The sequence below is a fragment of the uncultured Gimesia sp. genome (assembly GCF_963972345.1).
In the GTDB taxonomy this organism is placed as follows: domain Bacteria; phylum Planctomycetota; class Planctomycetia; order Planctomycetales; family Planctomycetaceae; genus Gimesia.
Genome location: NZ_CAXAVM010000002.1, coordinates 57,853 through 77,268 on the forward strand (window position 1 = coordinate 57,853; position 19,416 = coordinate 77,268).

Consider the following 19,416-nt stretch of genomic DNA (forward strand, 5'->3'; position numbering starts at 1 on the left):
GGAATCATTGATCACCCCTGGACCTTCCTTAACATAGAAGCCCCAACATGAATCAGATCTCACTGGTACTGACACTGCTGCTGTTTTGCTGCATCCCGTTACTGGCAAACGCCGCCTCACCGGCGCCCTCCATCAAATTAAGTCCGGAAACTGAAAAACGCTGTCTGGAAGTGCTGCGGGAAGCCATTAACAGCGATGAATTCTGGCCATCAATGCATGCTGCCGAAGCGCTGACACTGGCCGGCAAAGGGGATGAGGTCCGACAGATCATTGCCCCCCAACTCAAAACGGAAAAAGACGACCAGCATCGCTGTGGCCTGGCCCGCGAACTGGTGCGAGCCGGTGACCGTTCCAAAGCCGCCATCATGTTTCAGATTCTCGCCGGCAAAGATCCACACGGCCACGTGCATGCCTGCGAATCACTCTATAAAGTCAACGAACTGGGTGACGGCATTCTGATCCGCGAAGCAATGAAATCGGACAATCCTAAAAAAGCGATGATGGCCGCCGCCCTGCTCTGTCGCTGGGGAAATCCTGAAGCATTTAAAGTCGTTCGTAATTTTCTGCAGGACGAAGATGTCAGTATCGCTGCAACCGCTGCCTGGATTATCGCGCGCGTGGGAGATAAATCAGACATCCCTGCTCTCAAAGCCAATCTCAAACGAACCGATGATCCTTTCACGCGCGCCTATTTTGAAACGGCCCTCGCCATGCACGGTGATCCGGAGGGATTAGCCGCCGTCAAAGCCAATCTCTCCAGTGACAATGCGGCTGTGAAAACGTATTCTGCCATATTTGCCGGCGAAGCAGGCGCTGCCAACCTCAAAGAAAAACTGATCAAGCAGCTCAACGATGAAAACCGGGACGCCCGTATTCGCGCCGCTCAGGCCTTGATTGTTTTAGCCAAAAATGAACATCCCCAGGATGAAATTGTTGTCAGCGATGTCTATGAAGCATCCAAAGAATATCCACGCTATAGTGAAGGTTCCATTCTCCCCTTAAACGATGGATCTCTGTTGTATGCCACCACTCAGTTTATTGGCAGTGGTTCCGACTTCGCGACTGCCCGTATTATTGCGAAAAAGTCAACTGATGGTGGTCGTACCTGGGGTAAACAACGGGTGTTGCAGGAAAACACGGGTAAGAAAAATGTGATGTCAGCCACCCTGCGGTATCTCGCAGGTCCGCTGCAGGAAAAACGTCCCATTGGGCTGTTCTACCTCAAGAAAAACACGCTGTCCGATCTCAAAGCTTATCTCAAGGTTTCTGACGATAACGGCAAAACCTTCGGGCCGCCCATCGAAATCACAACGCCCCCCGGTTATCACGTGATGAACAATGACCGGATTACCATTCTCAGTAACGGTCGCTGGCTGGCTCCGGTCGCCTCCACCCCCGATGTCCATAAGAACAATCATTTTGTCTGCACCTGCTTCATCTCGGACGATCAGGGGAAAACCTGGAAGCAGTCCACAGGGAACGTCGATTACGCCAAACGTGGCGCGATGGAACCGGAAGTATTTGAACTCAAGGACGGTAACGTGCTGATGATTTTCCGCACGCAATCCGGGCATATCGGCTCCAGTCTCTCCTGTGATAAAGGCGATACCTGGAGTGAACCGGTTTCCTGGGGTGTGCGTGCTCCCGAAGCACCAGCCACCCTGCGTCGTATTCCTTCCACAGGTGACCTGCTGCTTATTTGGAATGATAACTTTGAACCTGGCGCAGGTCACAGCGGCAAACGAACTCCACTGACCGCCGCCATCAGTGATGATGAAGGTAAAACCTGGAAGCTCAAAAAGAACCTGGAAACCGATGCAGACCACACATACTCATATATCAGCCTGACGTTCCACGACGGACGGGCCGTAATGAGCTATTATGTAGGTGATGAAAACCGCCTGATTTCATCCCGGTTCCGCTCGATTCCGCTGACCTGGTTCTATGAACCGACGGCTGACTGATCTCGATCCAGGCTCCCCGTTTCGAATACGTGACGGGGAGCCCTCTGATCTTTATTGATGAGACCGCTTATTTCTTACCGATGCAATATAGCATTTCCTGTCGCTTGCCATCGACTTCCTGCGAAACCCGCATATAAATTCGGCTATCGCAGAATGTGGGAGTCGCGAAGACTTCGGTTCCCAGCTTATTTTCCCCCAGCAGTTCGAATTCGTCGGGACTTGCTTTGAAGATATAGGTCTCGCCGGCTTCATTGGTCACGTAAATCCGATCTCCCACCAGGACAGGAGACGAACTGAACGTTCCGCCCAGACGCCCTTTCCAGAGTTCCTTACCGGTCTTCACATCCCAGCAGACGGCGACGCCGTTATCTGTTACGGAATAGATATTGTTATCCTGAATCAGCATCGAAGGCACATACATACGGTTGCTGTTCTCCCAGACCACCTCTCCTGAGCCATCGGCTTTCACTGCGGACATATGATTTTTAGGATAACCGCCGCTGGTCAGAATCAGTTCGCCATTCGTCACTGTCGACGTAACACACTCGGTTGTGGCCCCTTCGATTTCCCAGAGTTTTTGACCGGTGAGAGGCGCGATGCCGGTCACCAGATCACAGCCGGTCATCAGCAGCTGTTCTTTCCCCGCCACTTCCAGAATGATGGGCGAAGGATAGTTGGGTGTTTTCGGACGATCTATCTTCCAGACCAGCATGCCATCAGCCCGGTTCATCGCGGCAATGGCGCCGCCCCCTTTATTGTCAGCCGACACAATCACCAGATCCCGATAAATTGCGGGGGACGAACCATATCCCTGGTGAATGATGTAGTCGGTGATCTTCGTCTGCCAGGCCAGTCGACCATCCAGCGTCAGGGCGCTCGTGTAGGCGGCTCCATCGTTGATAAAATTGATATAGACCTTCGTCCCGTCGCAGGCGACCGTCGACGATGCGTGAGTTGATTTCTTGTTTCCCTTCTCACTTAACCCGCCGGTGAAGACCACCGTTTTCCAGAGCTGTTTTCCAGTCGAACGGTCATAACACAGTACAAACTGTGTTTCGTTTTCGCTATCCGCCGAAGCCAGAAAGATCCGGTTTCCCACAACCGTGGGTGAGCTATAACCGCGCCCCTGGATCGGTGATTTCCAGAGAATATTCTGCGTCGCGCTCCATTTGAGTGGCGGATTCTGATCGGGATTCGCAATGCCGTTACGTCCGGGTCCGCGCCACCAGGGCCAGTCCTTCGCATCCACCTGGATCGGTTCCGGCTTCACGGGTTCTTTTTCATCTGCAGGACAACTGACGGAAACAGAAAGAATCGACAGGCAGCAAATCAAGGTCCGGAACATGGGCGTGCTTTCTTCAGGTCGGCAGGATAACGAAGTTGGATTGAATGAGGCAAGAATTATCTTCATTGTAAGCGGTCTCAATGCTACCGCAAGTATTTTGGGTGATCCACATTCAATCAGACAATGATTGCTCTGATCAATGAGCCGGGGTAAGATGAATCTCTGATCATCACACTCCCCATGACACTTACCACATAGACCAGGGATCTGATTCATGCCTTTGAATACTGTTTCTGTTTTCCTTTTCTCTTTCCTTCTGCTGTGTGTTCCTCGAAGTGAGCTCGCTGCTCAGAAAAATGCAGAGCTGGAACGGAAATCGCCCGACTTTCGCATTCAACTCAGCACTGCTACTAAAGGCTATGATGGCAAAACCTGCTGGGTACATGCCCGGGCCGGTGCGATTCCTGTGGGTGCACCCGGAAATGACCTGGACAATCCGATTGTGGTGATGACCATGCAGAAACTGCTGCTCTCAGGCAGCGATATCTTTTATGCCCTGAATTCCATGCGGACTGATGACCTGGGAAAAACCTGGCAGGGTCCGATCGAACAGAAAAACCTGAGTCGCCACGATCTGCCTGATGGAGGCGAAGTTGTTGTCTCCGATTTCTGGCCTCAATGGCACGCGGCATCAAAAACACTGCTGGGCATCGGGCATACGGTTCGTTATTACAATAACCGGATTGTGAAGGAAAAAAACGTCCGCGTCTCCTCATATGCGACCTATGATCCAAAAAAGAATCTCTGGTCCCCCTGGAAATCTCTGGAGCTTCCGGACGGCCCCGAATTCGTCAGCAGCGGTGCCGGCTCGGTGCAGCGATACGATCTGTCGAATGGCGATATCCTGCTACCCGTCTATTATAAACGCCCTGAGAGAAAATATTCCGACGTAATGGTGCTCCGCTGTCGCTTTGATGGTGACACACTGAAATACATTGAGCATGGTAACGAACTCTCCATTGATGACGGTCGTGGATTTGCGGAACCTTCCATTACCAAGTTCGGTGACTGGTTCTATCTCACTCTCCGAAACGACAATGCCGCTTATGTCACTCGCAGCAAAGACGGACTGCATTTTCCGGAGCCACAAAAATGGACCTTCGAAGACGGCAAGGATTTAGGCAGCTACAATACGCAAGCCCACTGGGTCACACATTCCGATGGACTGTATCTGGTCTACACCCGTCGCGGTGCAAACAACGATCATATCATCCGTCACCGTGCCCCGCTGATCATGGGCCGCGTCAATCCTGACAAGCTGGCCATCATCCGCGATTCCGAACGCACTCTGGTCCCCGAACGCGGAGCCCGCCTGGGCAACTTCGGCGTCGTTGATGTCAACGAAAACGAAACCTGGGTCATCGTCACCGAATGGATGCAGCGTTTCGGTCCAGATTACGTAATGCCCGTCGACAATAAGTACGGAGCGGATAACAGTGTATACGTTTGTAAAATCCTCTGGAAACAGCCCAACAGGTTGATGAAATAATTATCAATACAGCTGACAGTCGTGGGGAGTTTCCTGAAAACAAGACTAAACATCAACGGTACTTGATATATCATTCTCACACATGGTAGGATAGCAGACATTCAAAAAGATGTATTTTCTGCTGCCAGCACGCCACTCAAGGAGAAACGTTATGAGTCGCTTGAACCGTCGTGAGTTTCTGGGAACCGTACCTGTTGTCTGGGCCGGAATGTCTTCACTCAGCCAGACCGCCTACTCTGCGAATGATAAAGTGAATGTCGCACTGGTTGGTTGCGGTGGACGCGGAAAAGGACTGGGCAACTGGTTTGCGAAACTTCCTGACAGTCAACTGGTGGCCGTCTGCGATCCCGACCAGAGTCGTTCCGGACAGATGGCCGATCAGATTGAGAAAACAGGAGCAAAACGACCGAAACAGGTCGAAGATTTCCGCACGCTGCTCGATGGAAATGAAATCGATGCGATTGTGATTGCCACCCCCGATCACTGGCATACCCCCGCAGCGATCATGGCCTGCCAGGCGGGTAAAGATGTGTATGTCGAAAAGCCCTGCTCGCATAATATTCATGAAGGTCGCCAGCTGGTGAATGCGGCTCGCAAATACAAACGGGTCGTGCAGCATGGCACCAATCTGCGCGCGACCCCCGTCTATCAGAAAGCCTGGAAACAGATTCAGGACGGCGCCATCGGCAAAGTACTGATGGTCAAAGCCATCAACAATCAACGCCGGGCCCTTTATCCCGTCCGCCCGGACGAACCGGTGCCCAGCGGCGTGAATTATGATCTCTGGCTGGGACCCGGAAAAAAACAACCTTTCAACCGCAATCGATTCCATACAGCCTGGCACTGGACGTGGGAATTTGGGACCGGTGATATCGGCAATGATGGCGTGCACCAGATCGACATCGGCCGCTGGGGGATGAATTTGAAAGCGCCGAATGCCGTCTCCTGCAGTGGCGCCAAGCTGGGCTCCAAAGGGGATGCGCAGGAAACGCCGGATACGATGGTCGTCACCTGGGAATACGATGACCTGCTCTACGTCTATGAACAGCGTGACTTTACTCCCTACCGTCTCCAGGCCCATCGACATGACAACGACAACATCTTCTACGGAGATAAAGGTTTTATGATGGTCGATCGTTCGGGCTATCGCATCTTCTACAAACATGAACGGGGGCCTGCTTTTGAAGAGAAATGGCAGGATACGCCAACGCATTACCAGAACTTCATCACCTGCGTGAAGAACCGACAGTCAGATGAACTACTGGCAGAAATTGAAGAGGGGCACTATTCCGCCATGCTCAGTCACCTCGGTAATATTTCCTACCGTACCGGCAGGCGACTGGTCTTCGATCCCAAAACAGAAACGTTTCCCGATGACAAAGAAGCCAATCAGTATCTGACCCGCCAGTACCGCGATGGATATGAACTGCCACTGGTTTAATTTCAATTAGACATTCAATAGAGAGTTCCCTTCAGAGAAAGCAGATTCATGGCAGACAAAGCAAAAGTAGCCCTCATCATCAGTGAAACGTCTGCGCATCTCGGCGCGTACTTCCCGGCTCTTGCGTCCTGCGAGGATATCAGTGAAGTCGTTCTCAGCGACGAAGGTCAGAAACATGTCGCGGAAGCTCGCAAGAAGCTGGGTGATAAACTCACGCACGTCTATAACAGCCCGGCAGAACTTTTCCAGAAAGAGCAACCGGATCTGGCGCTGATTACTCTGGAAGCGGGGAAAGCGCCTGCAGCGATTAATATTGCCCTGGATCATGGCTGCCCCGTGTTCGCAGAGAAACCAGCCTGTACGAATATTGAAGACTTTGAAAAACTGGTGCAGAAAGCAGACAGCAAACATCTCAACCTGATGCTGGCATTAGCAAATCGTAATAATCCGGAAGTCAAAGCCGCCCGCCGCATGATTCGCAAAGGGACGTTTGGAAAGATTTACGGCATCGAACTGAATTTCATTGCCGATCAGACCCGCCTGACCAGCAAGAGTTATCAGTCCGGCTGGTTTGCACAGAAAGCGCGCGGGGGAGGCGGACACCTGATCTGGCTGGGCATCCACTGGCTTGACCTGGGCATGTACATTACCGATTCCAAAATCACCGATGTCAGTGGCTTCATCACTAATATCGGCGGACAGCCGCTTGACGTGGAAGACTCTGCCGCCCTCAGTCTCAAGTTTGACAAAGGCTTTCTGGGAACGATGACATCCGGTTATTATATCAATCGGGGCAAACAGTCGCTGATCAAAATCTGGGGCTCGAAAGGCTGGCTGGAAATGGATTACTCGACCGGTAAATATCTGCAGTGGTCACTCTACTCAGATAAACCGCGGACGGTCCATAAATTTGAAGAATCCATTAAACCCCGAGGCTATTCTCCCTCTGTGCACGCCGCCGTGCGATCGGTGTTGGACAAGGAACCACCGACACTCGACAGCCACGACAGTCTGCAGGTGTTAAGAACCATCTACGCAGCTTACAAAGCGGCAGAAACCGGTCAGACGCAACAGGTGCGCGTCGATTGATTTGCGGTTTCAAAATAATTTAAGGACTTTCGTAGGCATGTCCCAGATCATTTTTACGAATGTCTTTTAATTTCTCGGCGAGTTTCTCCCTGAAGACAGTTACCGTCAATCGGTTTTCTGGACGCTCCGCCAGGTTGGTGAACTGCCGGGGATCTTTCTGCATGTCATACAGTTCGATTCCGCCGGAAGCGTCTTCCTTATATTGAATATAAGCCCAGCGTTCATCGCGTAATAAAAACCCGCGGTTTCCCTTGTTACGCGGGTCAACACTGAAAGCGGTATCACGCACGCGCTGGCCGGGATCATCCAGCAGCGGTGACAGATCTTTGCCCTGAATTCCCTCTGGTATCTTTAACCCACACAGGCTGCTGATCGTGGGATACAGGTCCAGCAATTCCACTATCGAATCACAAACCGCAGGCTGTTTGCCGGGCACACTGATGATCAAGGGGACTGCCGCCGATTCTTCATGCAGGCTGACCTTGGCCCAGAAGTCATGTTCGCCCAGATGATAACCATGATCGCTGGTGAAGATCACAATCGTCCGATCCTCCAGTCCCGACCGTTTGACGGCTTCCAGAACCTTGCCCACCTGCGCGTCCATGTAGGCCACTGAGGCCAGGTATCCACCCACTGCTTTTTTCTGACGCCGGACATCCATTTTCATATTCAGGCTGGTTTTGTAATTGATTCCCAGTTGGGGAATATCCTCCCAGTCCCCGTCCACTTTTTCAGGTAACACATGTCGGGAGTAAGGTAGAAACGGTGGAAAATAAGTTGCTGGTGCGACAAAGGGAACATGAGGTCGCACAAAACCAACGCCCAGGAAGAAGGGCTCTTCTTTATGTTTTTCAATGAGTTCAACCGCTTTTCGGGCGGTTTTTCCGTCAGAGTGTACCAGGTCACCACCGTCGGCTTCCACCACGACGAAGGTATTCCCCCCTACAGCGGGTTTCTTGCCATCCGGATTGTTTTCCAGAGTCTCCCCTTTTCCGGGCGCCGCCCATTCCGGTCCGGGGCTGTTGAAACGCTCGGTCCACGAAGCAGGATCATCGGTGCCGTCATTGCCTTTTTCAATATCACCGGGAACTCCCATATGATAAATCTTACTGACGCGGGCTGAATAGTATCCCTGATTTTTGAAGTGCTGCGCCCAGGTGGGCCGGTCGCCAATATACGAGCGCGGGCTTACATAGCCGAATGCTTTGGTGGCGTGCGGATAATAGCCCGACATGAAGGAAGCGCGAGAAGGACCGCAATAGGTGGCCTGGCAGTAAGCATGAGTGAAGCGTGTCCCCCGGGCAGCGATGCTGTCGATATGGGGAGTCTGACATACCTGATTCCCGTAACAGGAAAGCGCGGTGGCCGTCAGATCGTCTGAAATAATAAACAGTACATTATAAGGTTTATCAGCCGCTTCAATCTGGTTGACACAGAACAACAGACAGCAGGCCATGAGCTGAAAAGCAGTGTTTTTCATCGTTCGCCCTGAAGATCAAAAGAAGAATGTCAGCTGTAACTGCTATCGTTGCAGCAAATCTTCATTTTATGATTCACAGGAACGGGTCACAACTCTCATTCAGTCATAATCCTCGGCAGGAATGACATCCACAAACGAGACCCCGATGCGCAGTTCATCGAAGTCCGTGGAATAATTACTGACGATCTTTACCCGTTCAATCCGCAGGTCGGGCGCCATCAGTCGCAGGTTCACATCATCCAGATCAGGAATTCGATTCAGAGGCGGGTTCAACCAGAGATCAACTTCTTCCGCTCCCGGTCGAAAAAGTATTCGCGCTACAATTAAGGCCGCCTGTCCGGAGAGCACCTCGCTGGAGGCGGTGTTGATTTCGGTTCCATTCACCTGGCCTGCAGCAGCCCAGTTGCCGCGATCTGCGGATGCCAGTTTTCCGATGCGCAAGCTGGATTCTTCATTACCGAAATCGAGATACGCATATCGACCGCCGCCGGCGTTATCATAGGACTGTGCCATAAAGCTGATCCATAGTATCTCTCCGTCGGCCCCGAAGCCTTTTGTATCAGACAGGGACTTGGGAACCTGCTGTAAATCGAGATATCGTACAGCAACCGTTTCGGACCCTGCTCCCGAACGATACTGCCCCCCCTTCGTCAACAGCATGTTGCCATACTGATCAGAAAATCCGAGCTGCCCGAACAGACGCATATCATTTTTTCCAAGATTGACTTTCTTGGTATCGTGGATGATTGCGGACCGGTTTCGCCCTTGATCAACCCACGGTCCCGCCCAGCCGACACCCCCTGTCAAATCATTGATGCCCTCAGACGCTTTTTCCCCAAGTTGTCTTTCTGAATAATTAAAGCCTTCATACAGAAACGGCTGAGCCGCGATTCGAGCCATGAGAAAGGTTTTCTTAGCGTAATGCGAATCAAAATTGATTGGTTCGAACGCTTTTTCTTCGTCATAAGGCAACTGAAAGTCTTTGATAAACATCACCGACAGGTTGATCGTGGAAACGATGCCGATTCCGATTAACAGAAACCAGCGCCATGTCAAAATCCGTCGTCGTGATTCCGAAACGGGCGCAGTCTTTTTTGCAGCGGAATTGATCTCTATCTCGGACTCCGCCGGGAGAATCAATGGAACATTAAGCTGTTTCTCCCGCTCACGGGCCTGGGCTTCTCCAATCGAGCGAACCTGAAATCGTTCTCGCAGATAAGAATGCAGGAATACGCGACGAAAGGCCTGGTCGGCATTGTCGCTGTCTGTTTTGATCCACTGCTCCAGCTTACGGGCTTCTTCTTCAGAAAGCTCTTCCCCGTCAAGGTAGGCATCAATATTTTCGAGTGCCGTACTCTTTTTGAGGTCCGTTTTAATTTCCGACATTCGCTTCACCGGCAGCTCGCTTTTGAACACAATCCATCAATGTGGTCCGAATCCGGGATAAGGTCACCCGGACCGATCCCATCGAGGTTCCCAGTTCGTCGGCAATCTGTTTGGGTTTTAAATCATCGGTATATCGTAAACCCAGTAACCTGCGTGAACGTTCTGTTAACTGATCCAGGCAGTACTCCAGTAAATCCCGTTCTTCAGTCATCAACTGCTGTACCCGGGAGCAGGCATCCGCCAGCGCGTCCATCGCTTCGCCCATGAACAGCACCCGGTCACGACGTTTACCACGATAAAAATCGGCAATTTTGATCTTCGCTATCCACAATGCCCACGGCAGAAAAGGACGCGTATTATCGTATTCGTCATAGCGGATCGCAATTTCCGCAGCAACTTCCTGTAGCAGATCTTCCGCATCACTGAACTGGGGTGTGGAAGCCACTACAAAAGCCATCAGCGAGGGTTGAACTTTCACCCAGTTCCGCGCGAGCTCTGCACGACTTCGTGCAGATTCTGTCTGTAGTGTTCTCGTTTGTGTCGCATCCATCGGGCACGTACATCTCTTCTTTTGTAACAGTTAGTTTTATTTTACAAAGTTAATGACACCAGACGTAATGAAACTCTGGCTGCAGAGAAAACTGTAATCCGGGCATCTACCAATAGCAATATTTTGTATTGTAGTAGAATGTGTTAAGATTAAATGAAGATACAGGAAGAACTTTGAATCATTCCGATAATTTTCTGAAGTTAGAACGAATCTGACTTTTTTAGAAATTTCCTGTTAACGTTTTGAGGGGTTCTGCGATATACAATAGAAGCCAGAATACCGCCTGCAGGTTAAATCCTGTTTTCGGCCTGAAAATTGATTTCTCTTCATCAGAATCAAGACCTCAGACTCACATTCCCAGTCAGCTTATCCTGCTCCCCCCATCGCAAACTTAGTGCTACTAATACGTATTCGTACAATTTCTGCGGTTCCCTCTTTGCCAATCTTCGAAGGCATTTTTCACTCACAGGACCTTACTGTATCTGTCTGAGCAGTATCTGCCTGGAAAGCCGATTTATTCTCCTCCCCTGGAATCGGACTTGAGTTCAGACCACACATTCTGATATAAACATACGGTTATGCAATCAGTCTCCAGCTTCTTCACTTGAGAGTGTCGACAGCTGGGTCGATAGAAATCAATTCGCGATAAAAAACAGGGGGGCCCGATGCTGACATTCTCCAGCGAACGGAATGAGCATCACTCCAGTTCACGGCGGCAGTTTCTGCAAATGGGGACACTCGGTCTCGCCGGGCTGACGCTGGCCGATCTGTTATGCGCTGAATCACAAGCTGGCATAACCAGTTCCAATAAATCCATCATCAATGTGCATCTGGATGGTGGTCCACCGCATATGGATATGATTGACCTGAAACCGGAAGCCCCGGCTGAAATTCGGGGAGAATTCCTGCCTGTCGCTACAAACGTCACCGGCATACAACTTTGTGAACTTCTGCCACGCATGGCGGCCCAGGCAGATCGCTTTGCCTTTATCCGGTCTCTGGTCGGTTCTGCCGGCGCTCATGATGCTTTTCAATGCCAGTCCGGTTTCAATAAGAAGGATCTGAACTCAACGGGTGGACGGCCCGCACTGGGATCTGTCGTCTCGAAACTGGAAGGGACTCCAGAAGACCGTACTCCTTTGTTTGTGGATCTGATGCAGGGCCGTGGCCTGGTTCGAAACAGTGCCCGTCCCGGCTTTCTCGGACCGTCTTTTCAGCCATTCCGACCCGATCTTTCGGACCTGTTTGAACGCCAGCTGGAAAAAGGGATGCAGAATGAACTGAAACGACTGGGAACAGATCATCAAGTCAGCCTCAAACTGAATCCGACACTCAGCCTGCAACGACTGGAAAGCCGCAGGTCTCTGCTTTCCGAACTGGATTCGATCCGCAGCAGAGTCGATGCCAGCGGCATGATGGATGCCATGGACCGTTTTTCCCAACAGGCCGTCAGTATTCTCACATCCGGCCGACTTGCCGATGCGCTGGACCTCTCCCTGGAAGATCCGGAGAGCCTGGCGCGCTATACCCCGGCAAACCCGACTGAGCGACCACGTTTTTACACCAGTGAAGGTCCGCAGGCAGTCAAAAAGTTTCTGCTGGCGCGACGACTCGTGGAAGCAGGTGTCCGCTGTGTCAGTCTCTCCATCAGTGATTTTGATACCCACTCCAGCAACTTCGACCGGCTGCGTCAATTGCTTCCCATCGTGGATCACGGATTGACGGCCCTCATCACCGATCTGGAAGAGCGTGGCATGCTGGATGATGTGACCATCGTTGCCTGGGGTGAATTTGGACGTACGCCTCGCGTCAACTCTAAAAAAGGTGGCCGCGATCACTGGCCTCGCGTAGGCCCTGCGATCCTCGCCGGCGGCGGGATGCGTACCGGGCAGGTCATCGGCGCGACCGATCGTACGGCGAGCGCCGTCAAAGAACGCCCGGTGCATTATAAAGATATCTTCGCCACCCTCTATCACAACCTGGGGATCGATCCGCATGCTGTCACAATTGAGGATCCCCACGGGCGGCCGCAGTACCTGCTTGACGCGGGTACCCGCATCGCTGAACTCGGCTGATCAGTCTCTCTGACATGCATCCTGGCTGTGAGGAATCCCTCTCCTGCTTGTTTCACTCGATTATGACGGGTATGATCGAACTCACTGTGAGGGCCTCCTCGCATTCCAACCGCATCACTGAAACAGCCGCTTTCTGACAGGAGAGACTCAACGATGAAACAGATACTCACAATCGGAATCGTTCTATTCGGATTCAGCAGTCTGCACGCCACACAAGCCGCTGACCTGCCGCAATACAAACCACTCTTCAACGGCAAAGACCTGACCGGCTGGGTGAATGTTAACACGGACAAAGATACCTGGTACGTCAAGGATGGCATGCTGGTCTGCACAGGACACCCGATCGGTGTGATGCGTACCGACAGGCAGTATGAAAATTTTCTGTTACACATCGAATGGCGTCACATGGAAGCGGGCGGTAACTCGGGTGTTTTTGCCTGGAGTGAAGGTACCGTTCCCGAAGGTAGACGGCTGCCTAAAGGGATGGAGATCCAGATGCTGGAACTGGACTGGGTCAATCAGCATAAACTGAAAGATGGCAGCCTGCCCCCCATCGCGTATGTGCATGGCGAACTCTTCGGTGCCAACGGACTCATCACCACTCCTGATAACCCGCGGGGAACACGCAGTAAATCCATCGAGAACCGCTGTAAAGGAAAAGGGGAATGGAATGTGTATGATGTCGTCTGTGTGGATGGCGTCGTCAAACTTTCCGTAAATGGCAAATTTGTCAACGGAGTCCGGAATGCATCCATCAAAAAAGGCTATCTCTGCCTGGAATCAGAGGGAGCGGAAATCCAGTTTCGCAATATCCAGATCATGGAACTCCCCCCAGGTGTCACGACACAGGAACAGACAGCCCCTTTGCTGAAATAACCTCAGCACGCGGGATCGAGACTGCAGAGCCAATTCCTTAACTAACCTCAGTAAATCAAAGGGGTTGTGGCTGTTGAGATTCTTGACGTTCAGTCAGCAGTCGCCTATAATTAGGGATATACAGGTCCGCTAACCAGCGGAGCTGTCTGCGCAAGCGCTCCCTGAGGGTTTGCGCACACAAACTCCCTCCTTATTTATCCTGCCTGAGACTGTGATGCGATATATGATTTCCAGCACACAATCGAGTCCTGCCTTGTTTCGGACGACTGGCCTGTTCCTGTTCCTGTTCGGTGCGGTGATCAGTTTTCTGTGCAGCGTCGAAAATGCATCTGCTGCTCCTGATGCGAAACCACAGACAGGGGTGGCCATTTATCGCAAACTCTGTATTGAATGTCACGCAACCAATGGCAAAGGTGTTACTGATAAAGCCAACCCGTTCCATGGCAGGAAAACACTCGATGAGCTGACGATGCTCATCGAAGAAACCATGCCCGAAGAAGATCCGGAACTCTGTGAAGGCGAAGACGCCCGGCAGGTAGCTGAATATGTCCTGCAGCATTTTTTCACATCTCCATCTGAAGAGAACAGCCAGGACGCGCGGGTTCAGTTATCCCATATGACTGTCAGACAGTATCTGTATACGACAGCCGACCTGATGTCCTCGTTTCTGGGAACGGCAAAAACCACGACGAAAGAACGGGGGTTACGAGCAGAATATTATTCAACGCGTAATTTCCGTGGCGACAAACGGGTGGAAAAACGCATCGATCCCGTCATCAATTTTCAGTTTGGTGACAAAACGCCTGTCGACAAAATCAAGAACGCCGAAGAATTTTCCATGAAATGGGAAGGTTCGGTTCTGGCAGAAGAAACGGGTGATTACGAATTCATTCTCAAAACAGAAAATGGGGCAAGACTGTGGGTGAATGAGCAGGAACCTGTCATTGATGAATGGGTCAGTTCCCAGGGGCGTGCCAGGGAACACAAAGCGACCATCCGTCTGCTGGCTGGTAAACCATATACATTGAAATTACATGTATTCAAATACAAAGAGAAATCTTCGTCTGTCGTTCTGGAATGGAAACCGCCTCACAAAGCGCAGGAAGTCATCCCGGCACGGAATCTGGCCCCTCAACAGGTTCCCACCACGTTTATCTGTTCAACGATTTTCCCGCCGGACGACAGTGTTTCAGGCTACGAACGGGGGATCGCCGTTTCCAGATCCTGGGACGAAGCCACAACATCCGCGGCGCTTGAAGTCATGGCAACTGCCATCAAACACCTGGATCGACTGACGGGCACAAAACAGGATGATAAAAATAGAACCGATAAAATCAGGCAGTTCTGCCAGCGTTTTGCCGAACATGCGTTTCGTCGTCCACTGACTGACGAACAGAAAGCATTCTTCGTTGATCAGCATTTTCAGAAAGATCTGCCTGTCGAACTCGCTACCAAGCGGGCGATCCTGCTGATTTTAAAGTCGCCCCGTTTTCTGTATACCGATCGTGAGTTTGATACCCCCGACAGTTTCGACATCGCCTCCCGGATCTCCTATGGCTTATGGGATTCCATGCCGGATCGACAATTATTCGACGCAGCCAAAGCGGGTCGTCTGAAAACTCCGGAGCAGATCAGACAGCAGGCCCAGCGGATGCTCGATGACCCACGGGCCCAGGCCAAGCTGCGTTATTTTTTCCATCACTGGTTGCAACTGGATGAAAAAGAAGAGCTCGCGAAAGACAAAGCACTTTTCCCGGACTTCGATGACCAGGTTGTTTCCGACCTGAGAACTTCACTCGACCTGTTTATTGATGATGTCGTCTGGAACAGCAGTTCCGATTACCGTCAGTTACTCCTGGCAGACTATGTGTATCTCAATCCGCGACTGGCGAAAGTTTATGGTGTTGAACTGCATGGGGATGCAGAATTCCAGAAAGTATCCCTCGACCAGGACAAGCGGGCTGGCGTGATTACTCACCCCTACCTGATGGCCAATTTCGCGTATCATAATTTGAGTTCCCCCATCCACCGAGGTGTGTTTGTCACGCGACGGTTGCTGGGACGTTCGCTGAAACCGCCTCCCCAGGCAACCGAGTTCAAAGATGGTGACTTCAAACCGGGGATGACCACCCGCGAAAAAGTGGCCCTCATTACCAAACCATCTGCCTGCATGTCCTGCCACAGTATCATTAATCCACTTGGTTTTAGCTTGGAGCATTTTGACGCGATTGGCCGATACAGAGAAAAAGAAGACGATCGAACCATAAACGCGACCTCCGAGTTGCCGACCCTTTCGGGTGACCCCGCCAGATTTAACGGCGCGCGAGACCTGGCAGAGTTTATTGCCAGCGATCATCAGGCGCATGCTGCTTTTGTCGACCAGTTGTTCCACCAGGCAGTCAAACAACCGATTAATGCCTACGGACCGAATATCCGTGAAGAATTAACCACCAGATTTGAAAATTCCGGTTATAATATACAACAGCTATTGATCGAAATTATGCAGGTTGCTGCTTTACATCAACCTCAATCCTGAGAAAGAGACAGACCATGGCTTTTCAATCCCGCCGCGCATTCCTCAAAGAACTGGGACTCTCCACCGCCGTCCTGCCGCTGATCATGCATCTGCCCAGTCTCGGCTTTGCCGCCGACGCTCGCATTCGCAAACAGCGTCTCATCGTGATGTTCAGCCCTAACGGTATCGTGCCGAAAGCCTACTGGCCCGATGAAGTGGGAGACAAATTCGAACTCAAAGAAATCATGGAGCCATTGAAACCTTACCAGGACCAGATGCTGGTGATCAAAGGGATCGCCGATCGTGTGCGCGGCGATGGAGACAGCCACATGCGCGGCATGAGCTGTCTGCTGACCGGTATCGAATTACTGCCGGGTAACATCCAGGGAGGTTCTCACACACCCGCCGGCTGGGCCAGTGGAAATTCAATCGATCAGGAAATCAAACACTTCCTGCAAAGTCAGAAGGAGACGCGGACCCGGTTCGGATCGCTGGAGTTTGGCGTGAATGTTCCGCACCGCGCCGATCCCTGGACACGTATGGTCTATGCCGGTTCCAACAAACCGATCGCCCCCATTGATGACCCGTACCAGATGTTTGAAAAGATCTACGGATCCATGAAAGACCGCAAGAGTCTCGCCAGCATTCTGGATGACGTCCGTGAAGACCTGAAAAAGGTGCGCACAAAACTCAGCAAAGCCGATCGCCAGTTACTGGAAGAGCATGAGAGCTATGTCAGACAGATGGAACAGGAACTGAAAGCGAGCCAGGATCAGAAACTGGCGGTCGAAGTTCCCATCCAGGAAGTCGGAATCAAAAATGACAACGACAACATGCCGGTCACCAGTAAAATGCAGATCGACCTGATGGTCAACAGCCTTGCCAACGATATGGCACGCATCGCGACACTGCAGTATACCAACTCGGTCGGTCAGGCACGCATGAAGTGGCTGGGGATCGACGATGGGCACCATTCACTTTCCCATAAACCGGACAGTGATGAAGAATCACAGCTGAAACTCACGAAGATCAACAAGTGGTTCTGTGAGCAACTGGCTTACCTTGTGAAAAAGCTCGACACCACGCCCGAACCCAACGGCGATGGTACAATGCTGGATAATACCACCATCGTCTGGACCAACGAACTGGGTAAAGGAAACTCACACACGCTGAATGACGTGCCCCTGGTGCTGATCGGGAAAGGCCTCGACTTCAAAATGGGCCGTTCCCTGCAGTTCAAAAATCTGGCACACAACCGTCTGCTGATGTCGTTCGCTCACGCCATGGGACACCGGGTCAAAACCTTCGGTAATCCCGATTTCTGCGGCGATGGCATCATTTCCGAACTGACCTGATTCTCTGCTGACTGACTCAGATGAAAATTGAAACTGCGTGCCGCTTTCCTGTTGATGGCGACACGCAGTTTTTTTGTTTTAGCCTGCATTTGTTTTTCTGATCTTTCGTCCGCACTCACTGCGGACAGACGGTTTCATTCCCGTGAAACAGTCAATAAGATCATAGGACATAGAAGTCTTTCAGAAAATCAGCATCAAAGGAACAACCGCATGGATCATATCACCCGCCCCGATGAACAGGATGAATACTTCTTTGAAGAGGGTTGCTTCATTCTGGAAATGTCCCACCCTGATGTCGATCCGGAAGTCTCGCTCGCCAGAGCCCGCGTGGAACCCGGTAAGAAAACCCGCTTTCATCGACTCAAAGGCACCTTTGAACGTTATATCATGCTCTCGGGAACCGGCCTGGTCGAAGTCGGCGACTATCCACCGACCGAAGTTCATCCCGGCGATGTTGTCCGCATCCCCCCCGACACTGATCAGAGCATCACCAATATCGGTGAAGACGACCTGGTTTTCTTCGTCGTCTGCAATCCGCATTTCCTCAAATCATGCTATATCGACTCGGAAGAACTGAGAAAATCAGGCAGCTGAACCTGTTTTCCACTTACCCCTCTATCGGAAAGTCAAAAAAGGGCTGTTATTTTATTAAGTTTAGATATTGATTTCCCTTCTAAGCTTAACATACAATAAGTACCTGATTTCGTTAACCTTAAGTACCCCACCGCACTCTTCCCACCTTCATTGATTAAACAAAGGCTACTTATGAGTTTTTTCACTCCGCGCCCGGCGCGTCGTTCCGGTTTTACCCTCATCGAGTTGCTGGTCGTCATTGCGATTATTGCGATTCTGATCGCCCTGCTCCTGCCTGCCGTACAACAGGCCCGGGAAGCAGCCCGCCGCAGTCAGTGTAAGAATAATATGAAGCAGATCGGACTGGCTCTGCACAATTACCATGATGTGTATGTCACATTCCCGATTGGATCACGTACACCCAACGACCAGCCTAACAACTGGCGTTTCGCCTTGTTGCCTTACATGGATCAGGCCAATATTTATGAAAAGACCAAAACCGGTCCGGGCACGGATGTCGATTTCTGGGAAGGGGGCGGTGGCACTTACAACGGTGATACCCTGCTCTTCAAAGACAAAATCATCACCCCCATATTCATGTGCCCCTCCAGTGCTTCCCCCCAGTTTGAATACGCCAACGGTGAACCCGGACAGGGATCTCAAGGGCATCAGTATGTCGGAATCATGGGTGCATACCCTGATCCCGCAGGCCGCATGAATGTTTCTTACCAGACGCAGTACTTCAGTTTTGCAACGAATACAGGTTGCCTGCTGATTAATGAATGCCGTGGACTGCGGGATATTACAGACGGCTCTTCCAATACCATTATCATCGGAGAGCAGTCACGCAGTTCAGCGAGTGCACCGAAACTGATGCAGTCAATTTACACCTCTGGCTGGGCGGGAACGAGTACCGGCGGCACAGTCGCACAATGGATTGCCGGACCCGCGGGTCAACATAAGTTTGGCACCGGAGTCACTTCGGTCTTTCACAGCCCCAATCCGACTTCCACGGGGACAGAAGCCGACGCCAAATGGGACTGGAACACACCTTTGACTTCACATCATACCGGCGGAGTTCATGTTCTGCTGGGCGATGGTGCGACCCGCTTCCTCAGCGACAATACGGATCTGGTTCTGATCCAGAAACTCTGTGTCCGTGATGACGGGCAAACCATTGGTGAGTGGTAAGCGACTCTAGCACGTGCTCTCAACCGGATAATAAAATACCATCCCATGATACGATTCACTGCAAGCAAGATCGCATCACTTTTCTAC

The 19,416-nt window shown here is 51.5% G+C and carries 14 protein-coding genes; 10 read left to right on the forward strand and 4 right to left on the reverse strand.

Going from position 1 to position 19,416, the window contains the following annotated elements:
• The first annotated feature begins 47 nt into the window (after positions 1-47).
• Positions 48-1,964 (forward strand): exo-alpha-sialidase, encoded by a 1,917-nt coding sequence (locus AACZ40_RS00510; protein WP_291172018.1) that lies wholly within the window; start codon positions 48-50, stop codon positions 1,962-1,964.
• 67 nt (positions 1,965-2,031) lie between these two features.
• Here the strand turns inward: AACZ40_RS00510 and AACZ40_RS00515 are convergent, their stop codons facing one another.
• Positions 2,032-3,309 (reverse strand): PQQ-binding-like beta-propeller repeat protein, encoded by a 1,278-nt coding sequence (locus AACZ40_RS00515; protein ID WP_291172020.1) that lies wholly within the window; start codon positions 3,307-3,309, stop codon positions 2,032-2,034.
• A gap of 214 nt (positions 3,310-3,523) precedes the next feature.
• On the opposite strand from AACZ40_RS00515, the gene AACZ40_RS00520 reads away from it, so the two are divergent.
• The 3 genes from AACZ40_RS00520 to AACZ40_RS00530 all read left to right on the forward strand — a co-directional run bounded on the left by AACZ40_RS00520 (position 3,524) and on the right by AACZ40_RS00530 (position 7,328).
• Positions 3,524-4,798 (forward strand): sialidase family protein, encoded by a 1,275-nt coding sequence (locus AACZ40_RS00520; RefSeq protein ID WP_291172022.1) that lies wholly within the window; start codon positions 3,524-3,526, stop codon positions 4,796-4,798.
• 151 nt (positions 4,799-4,949) lie between these two features.
• Complete coding sequence (locus AACZ40_RS00525; protein WP_291172024.1) at positions 4,950-6,239, forward strand: Gfo/Idh/MocA family oxidoreductase; 1,290 nt, start codon at positions 4,950-4,952, stop codon at positions 6,237-6,239.
• 48 nt (positions 6,240-6,287) lie between these two features.
• Positions 6,288-7,328, forward strand: a complete 1,041-nt coding sequence (locus tag AACZ40_RS00530; RefSeq protein ID WP_291172026.1) for a Gfo/Idh/MocA family oxidoreductase — start codon at positions 6,288-6,290, stop codon at positions 7,326-7,328.
• Positions 7,329-7,347: 19 nt separating this feature from the next.
• On the opposite strand, the gene AACZ40_RS00535 is transcribed toward AACZ40_RS00530, so the two are convergent.
• The 3 genes from AACZ40_RS00535 to AACZ40_RS00545 form a co-directional block, all read right to left on the reverse strand.
• On the reverse strand, positions 7,348-8,808 hold the full coding sequence (locus AACZ40_RS00535) for a sulfatase (RefSeq protein ID WP_291172028.1): 1,461 nt from the start codon (positions 8,806-8,808) through the stop codon (positions 7,348-7,350).
• A gap of 99 nt (positions 8,809-8,907) precedes the next feature.
• Complete coding sequence (locus AACZ40_RS00540) at positions 8,908-10,194, reverse strand: hypothetical protein (RefSeq protein ID WP_291172030.1); 1,287 nt, start codon at positions 10,192-10,194, stop codon at positions 8,908-8,910.
• On the reverse strand, positions 10,181-10,744 hold the full coding sequence (locus tag AACZ40_RS00545; protein WP_291172032.1) for a sigma-70 family RNA polymerase sigma factor: 564 nt from the start codon (positions 10,742-10,744) through the stop codon (positions 10,181-10,183). Before AACZ40_RS00545 ends, AACZ40_RS00540 begins: the two co-directional genes overlap by 14 nt.
• Before the next feature lie 665 nt (positions 10,745-11,409).
• Here AACZ40_RS00545 and AACZ40_RS00550 point away from each other — a divergent pair.
• The 6 genes from AACZ40_RS00550 (at position 11,410) to AACZ40_RS00575 (ending at position 19,329) form a co-directional block, all read left to right on the forward strand.
• The gene (locus AACZ40_RS00550) at positions 11,410-12,819 is read left to right on the forward strand and encodes a DUF1501 domain-containing protein (protein ID WP_291172034.1); all 1,410 of its coding nucleotides are present in this window, start codon (positions 11,410-11,412) and stop codon (positions 12,817-12,819) included.
• Positions 12,820-12,972: 153 nt separating this feature from the next.
• Positions 12,973-13,695: a DUF1080 domain-containing protein gene (locus AACZ40_RS00555; RefSeq protein ID WP_291172036.1), complete on the forward strand. Its 723-nt coding sequence runs from the start codon at positions 12,973-12,975 to the stop codon at positions 13,693-13,695.
• A gap of 214 nt (positions 13,696-13,909) precedes the next feature.
• Positions 13,910-16,231 carry a DUF1592 domain-containing protein gene (locus tag AACZ40_RS00560; protein ID WP_291172038.1) on the forward strand — a complete coding sequence of 774 codons (2,322 nt, stop codon included), beginning with the start codon at positions 13,910-13,912 and terminating at the stop codon, positions 16,229-16,231.
• Between the two features lie 14 nt (positions 16,232-16,245).
• Complete coding sequence (locus tag AACZ40_RS00565; protein ID WP_291172040.1) at positions 16,246-17,565, forward strand: DUF1552 domain-containing protein; 1,320 nt, start codon at positions 16,246-16,248, stop codon at positions 17,563-17,565.
• Positions 17,566-17,775: 210 nt separating this feature from the next.
• Positions 17,776-18,159 carry a cupin domain-containing protein gene (locus AACZ40_RS00570; protein ID WP_291172042.1) on the forward strand — a complete coding sequence of 128 codons (384 nt, stop codon included), beginning with the start codon at positions 17,776-17,778 and terminating at the stop codon, positions 18,157-18,159.
• 171 nt (positions 18,160-18,330) lie between these two features.
• On the forward strand, positions 18,331-19,329 hold the full coding sequence (locus AACZ40_RS00575) for a DUF1559 domain-containing protein (RefSeq protein WP_291172044.1): 999 nt from the start codon (positions 18,331-18,333) through the stop codon (positions 19,327-19,329).
• Positions 19,330-19,416: the final 87 nt, after the last annotated feature.

What these genes read in the sequence shown, in the direction of transcription:
- AACZ40_RS00560 (WP_291172038.1), top strand. Translation starts at nt 13,910, where the DNA reads ATGCGATATATGATTTCCAGCACACAATCGAGTCCTGCCTTGTTTCGG.
- AACZ40_RS00535 (WP_291172028.1), bottom strand. Translation starts at nt 8,808, where the DNA reads ATGAAAAACACTGCTTTTCAGCTCATGGCCTGCTGTCTGTTGTTCTGT.
- AACZ40_RS00510 (WP_291172018.1), top strand. Translation starts at nt 48, where the DNA reads ATGAATCAGATCTCACTGGTACTGACACTGCTGCTGTTTTGCTGCATC.
- AACZ40_RS00525 (WP_291172024.1), top strand. Translation starts at nt 4,950, where the DNA reads ATGAGTCGCTTGAACCGTCGTGAGTTTCTGGGAACCGTACCTGTTGTC.
- AACZ40_RS00575 (WP_291172044.1), top strand. Translation starts at nt 18,331, where the DNA reads ATGAGTTTTTTCACTCCGCGCCCGGCGCGTCGTTCCGGTTTTACCCTC.
- AACZ40_RS00545 (WP_291172032.1), bottom strand. Translation starts at nt 10,744, where the DNA reads ATGGATGCGACACAAACGAGAACACTACAGACAGAATCTGCACGAAGT.
- AACZ40_RS00570 (WP_291172042.1), top strand. Translation starts at nt 17,776, where the DNA reads ATGGATCATATCACCCGCCCCGATGAACAGGATGAATACTTCTTTGAA.
- AACZ40_RS00520 (WP_291172022.1), top strand. Translation starts at nt 3,524, where the DNA reads ATGCCTTTGAATACTGTTTCTGTTTTCCTTTTCTCTTTCCTTCTGCTG.
- AACZ40_RS00565 (WP_291172040.1), top strand. Translation starts at nt 16,246, where the DNA reads ATGGCTTTTCAATCCCGCCGCGCATTCCTCAAAGAACTGGGACTCTCC.
- AACZ40_RS00555 (WP_291172036.1), top strand. Translation starts at nt 12,973, where the DNA reads ATGAAACAGATACTCACAATCGGAATCGTTCTATTCGGATTCAGCAGT.
- AACZ40_RS00530 (WP_291172026.1), top strand. Translation starts at nt 6,288, where the DNA reads ATGGCAGACAAAGCAAAAGTAGCCCTCATCATCAGTGAAACGTCTGCG.
- AACZ40_RS00540 (WP_291172030.1), bottom strand. Translation starts at nt 10,194, where the DNA reads ATGTCGGAAATTAAAACGGACCTCAAAAAGAGTACGGCACTCGAAAAT.
- AACZ40_RS00515 (WP_291172020.1), bottom strand. Translation starts at nt 3,309, where the DNA reads ATGTTCCGGACCTTGATTTGCTGCCTGTCGATTCTTTCTGTTTCCGTC.
- AACZ40_RS00550 (WP_291172034.1), top strand. Translation starts at nt 11,410, where the DNA reads ATGCTGACATTCTCCAGCGAACGGAATGAGCATCACTCCAGTTCACGG.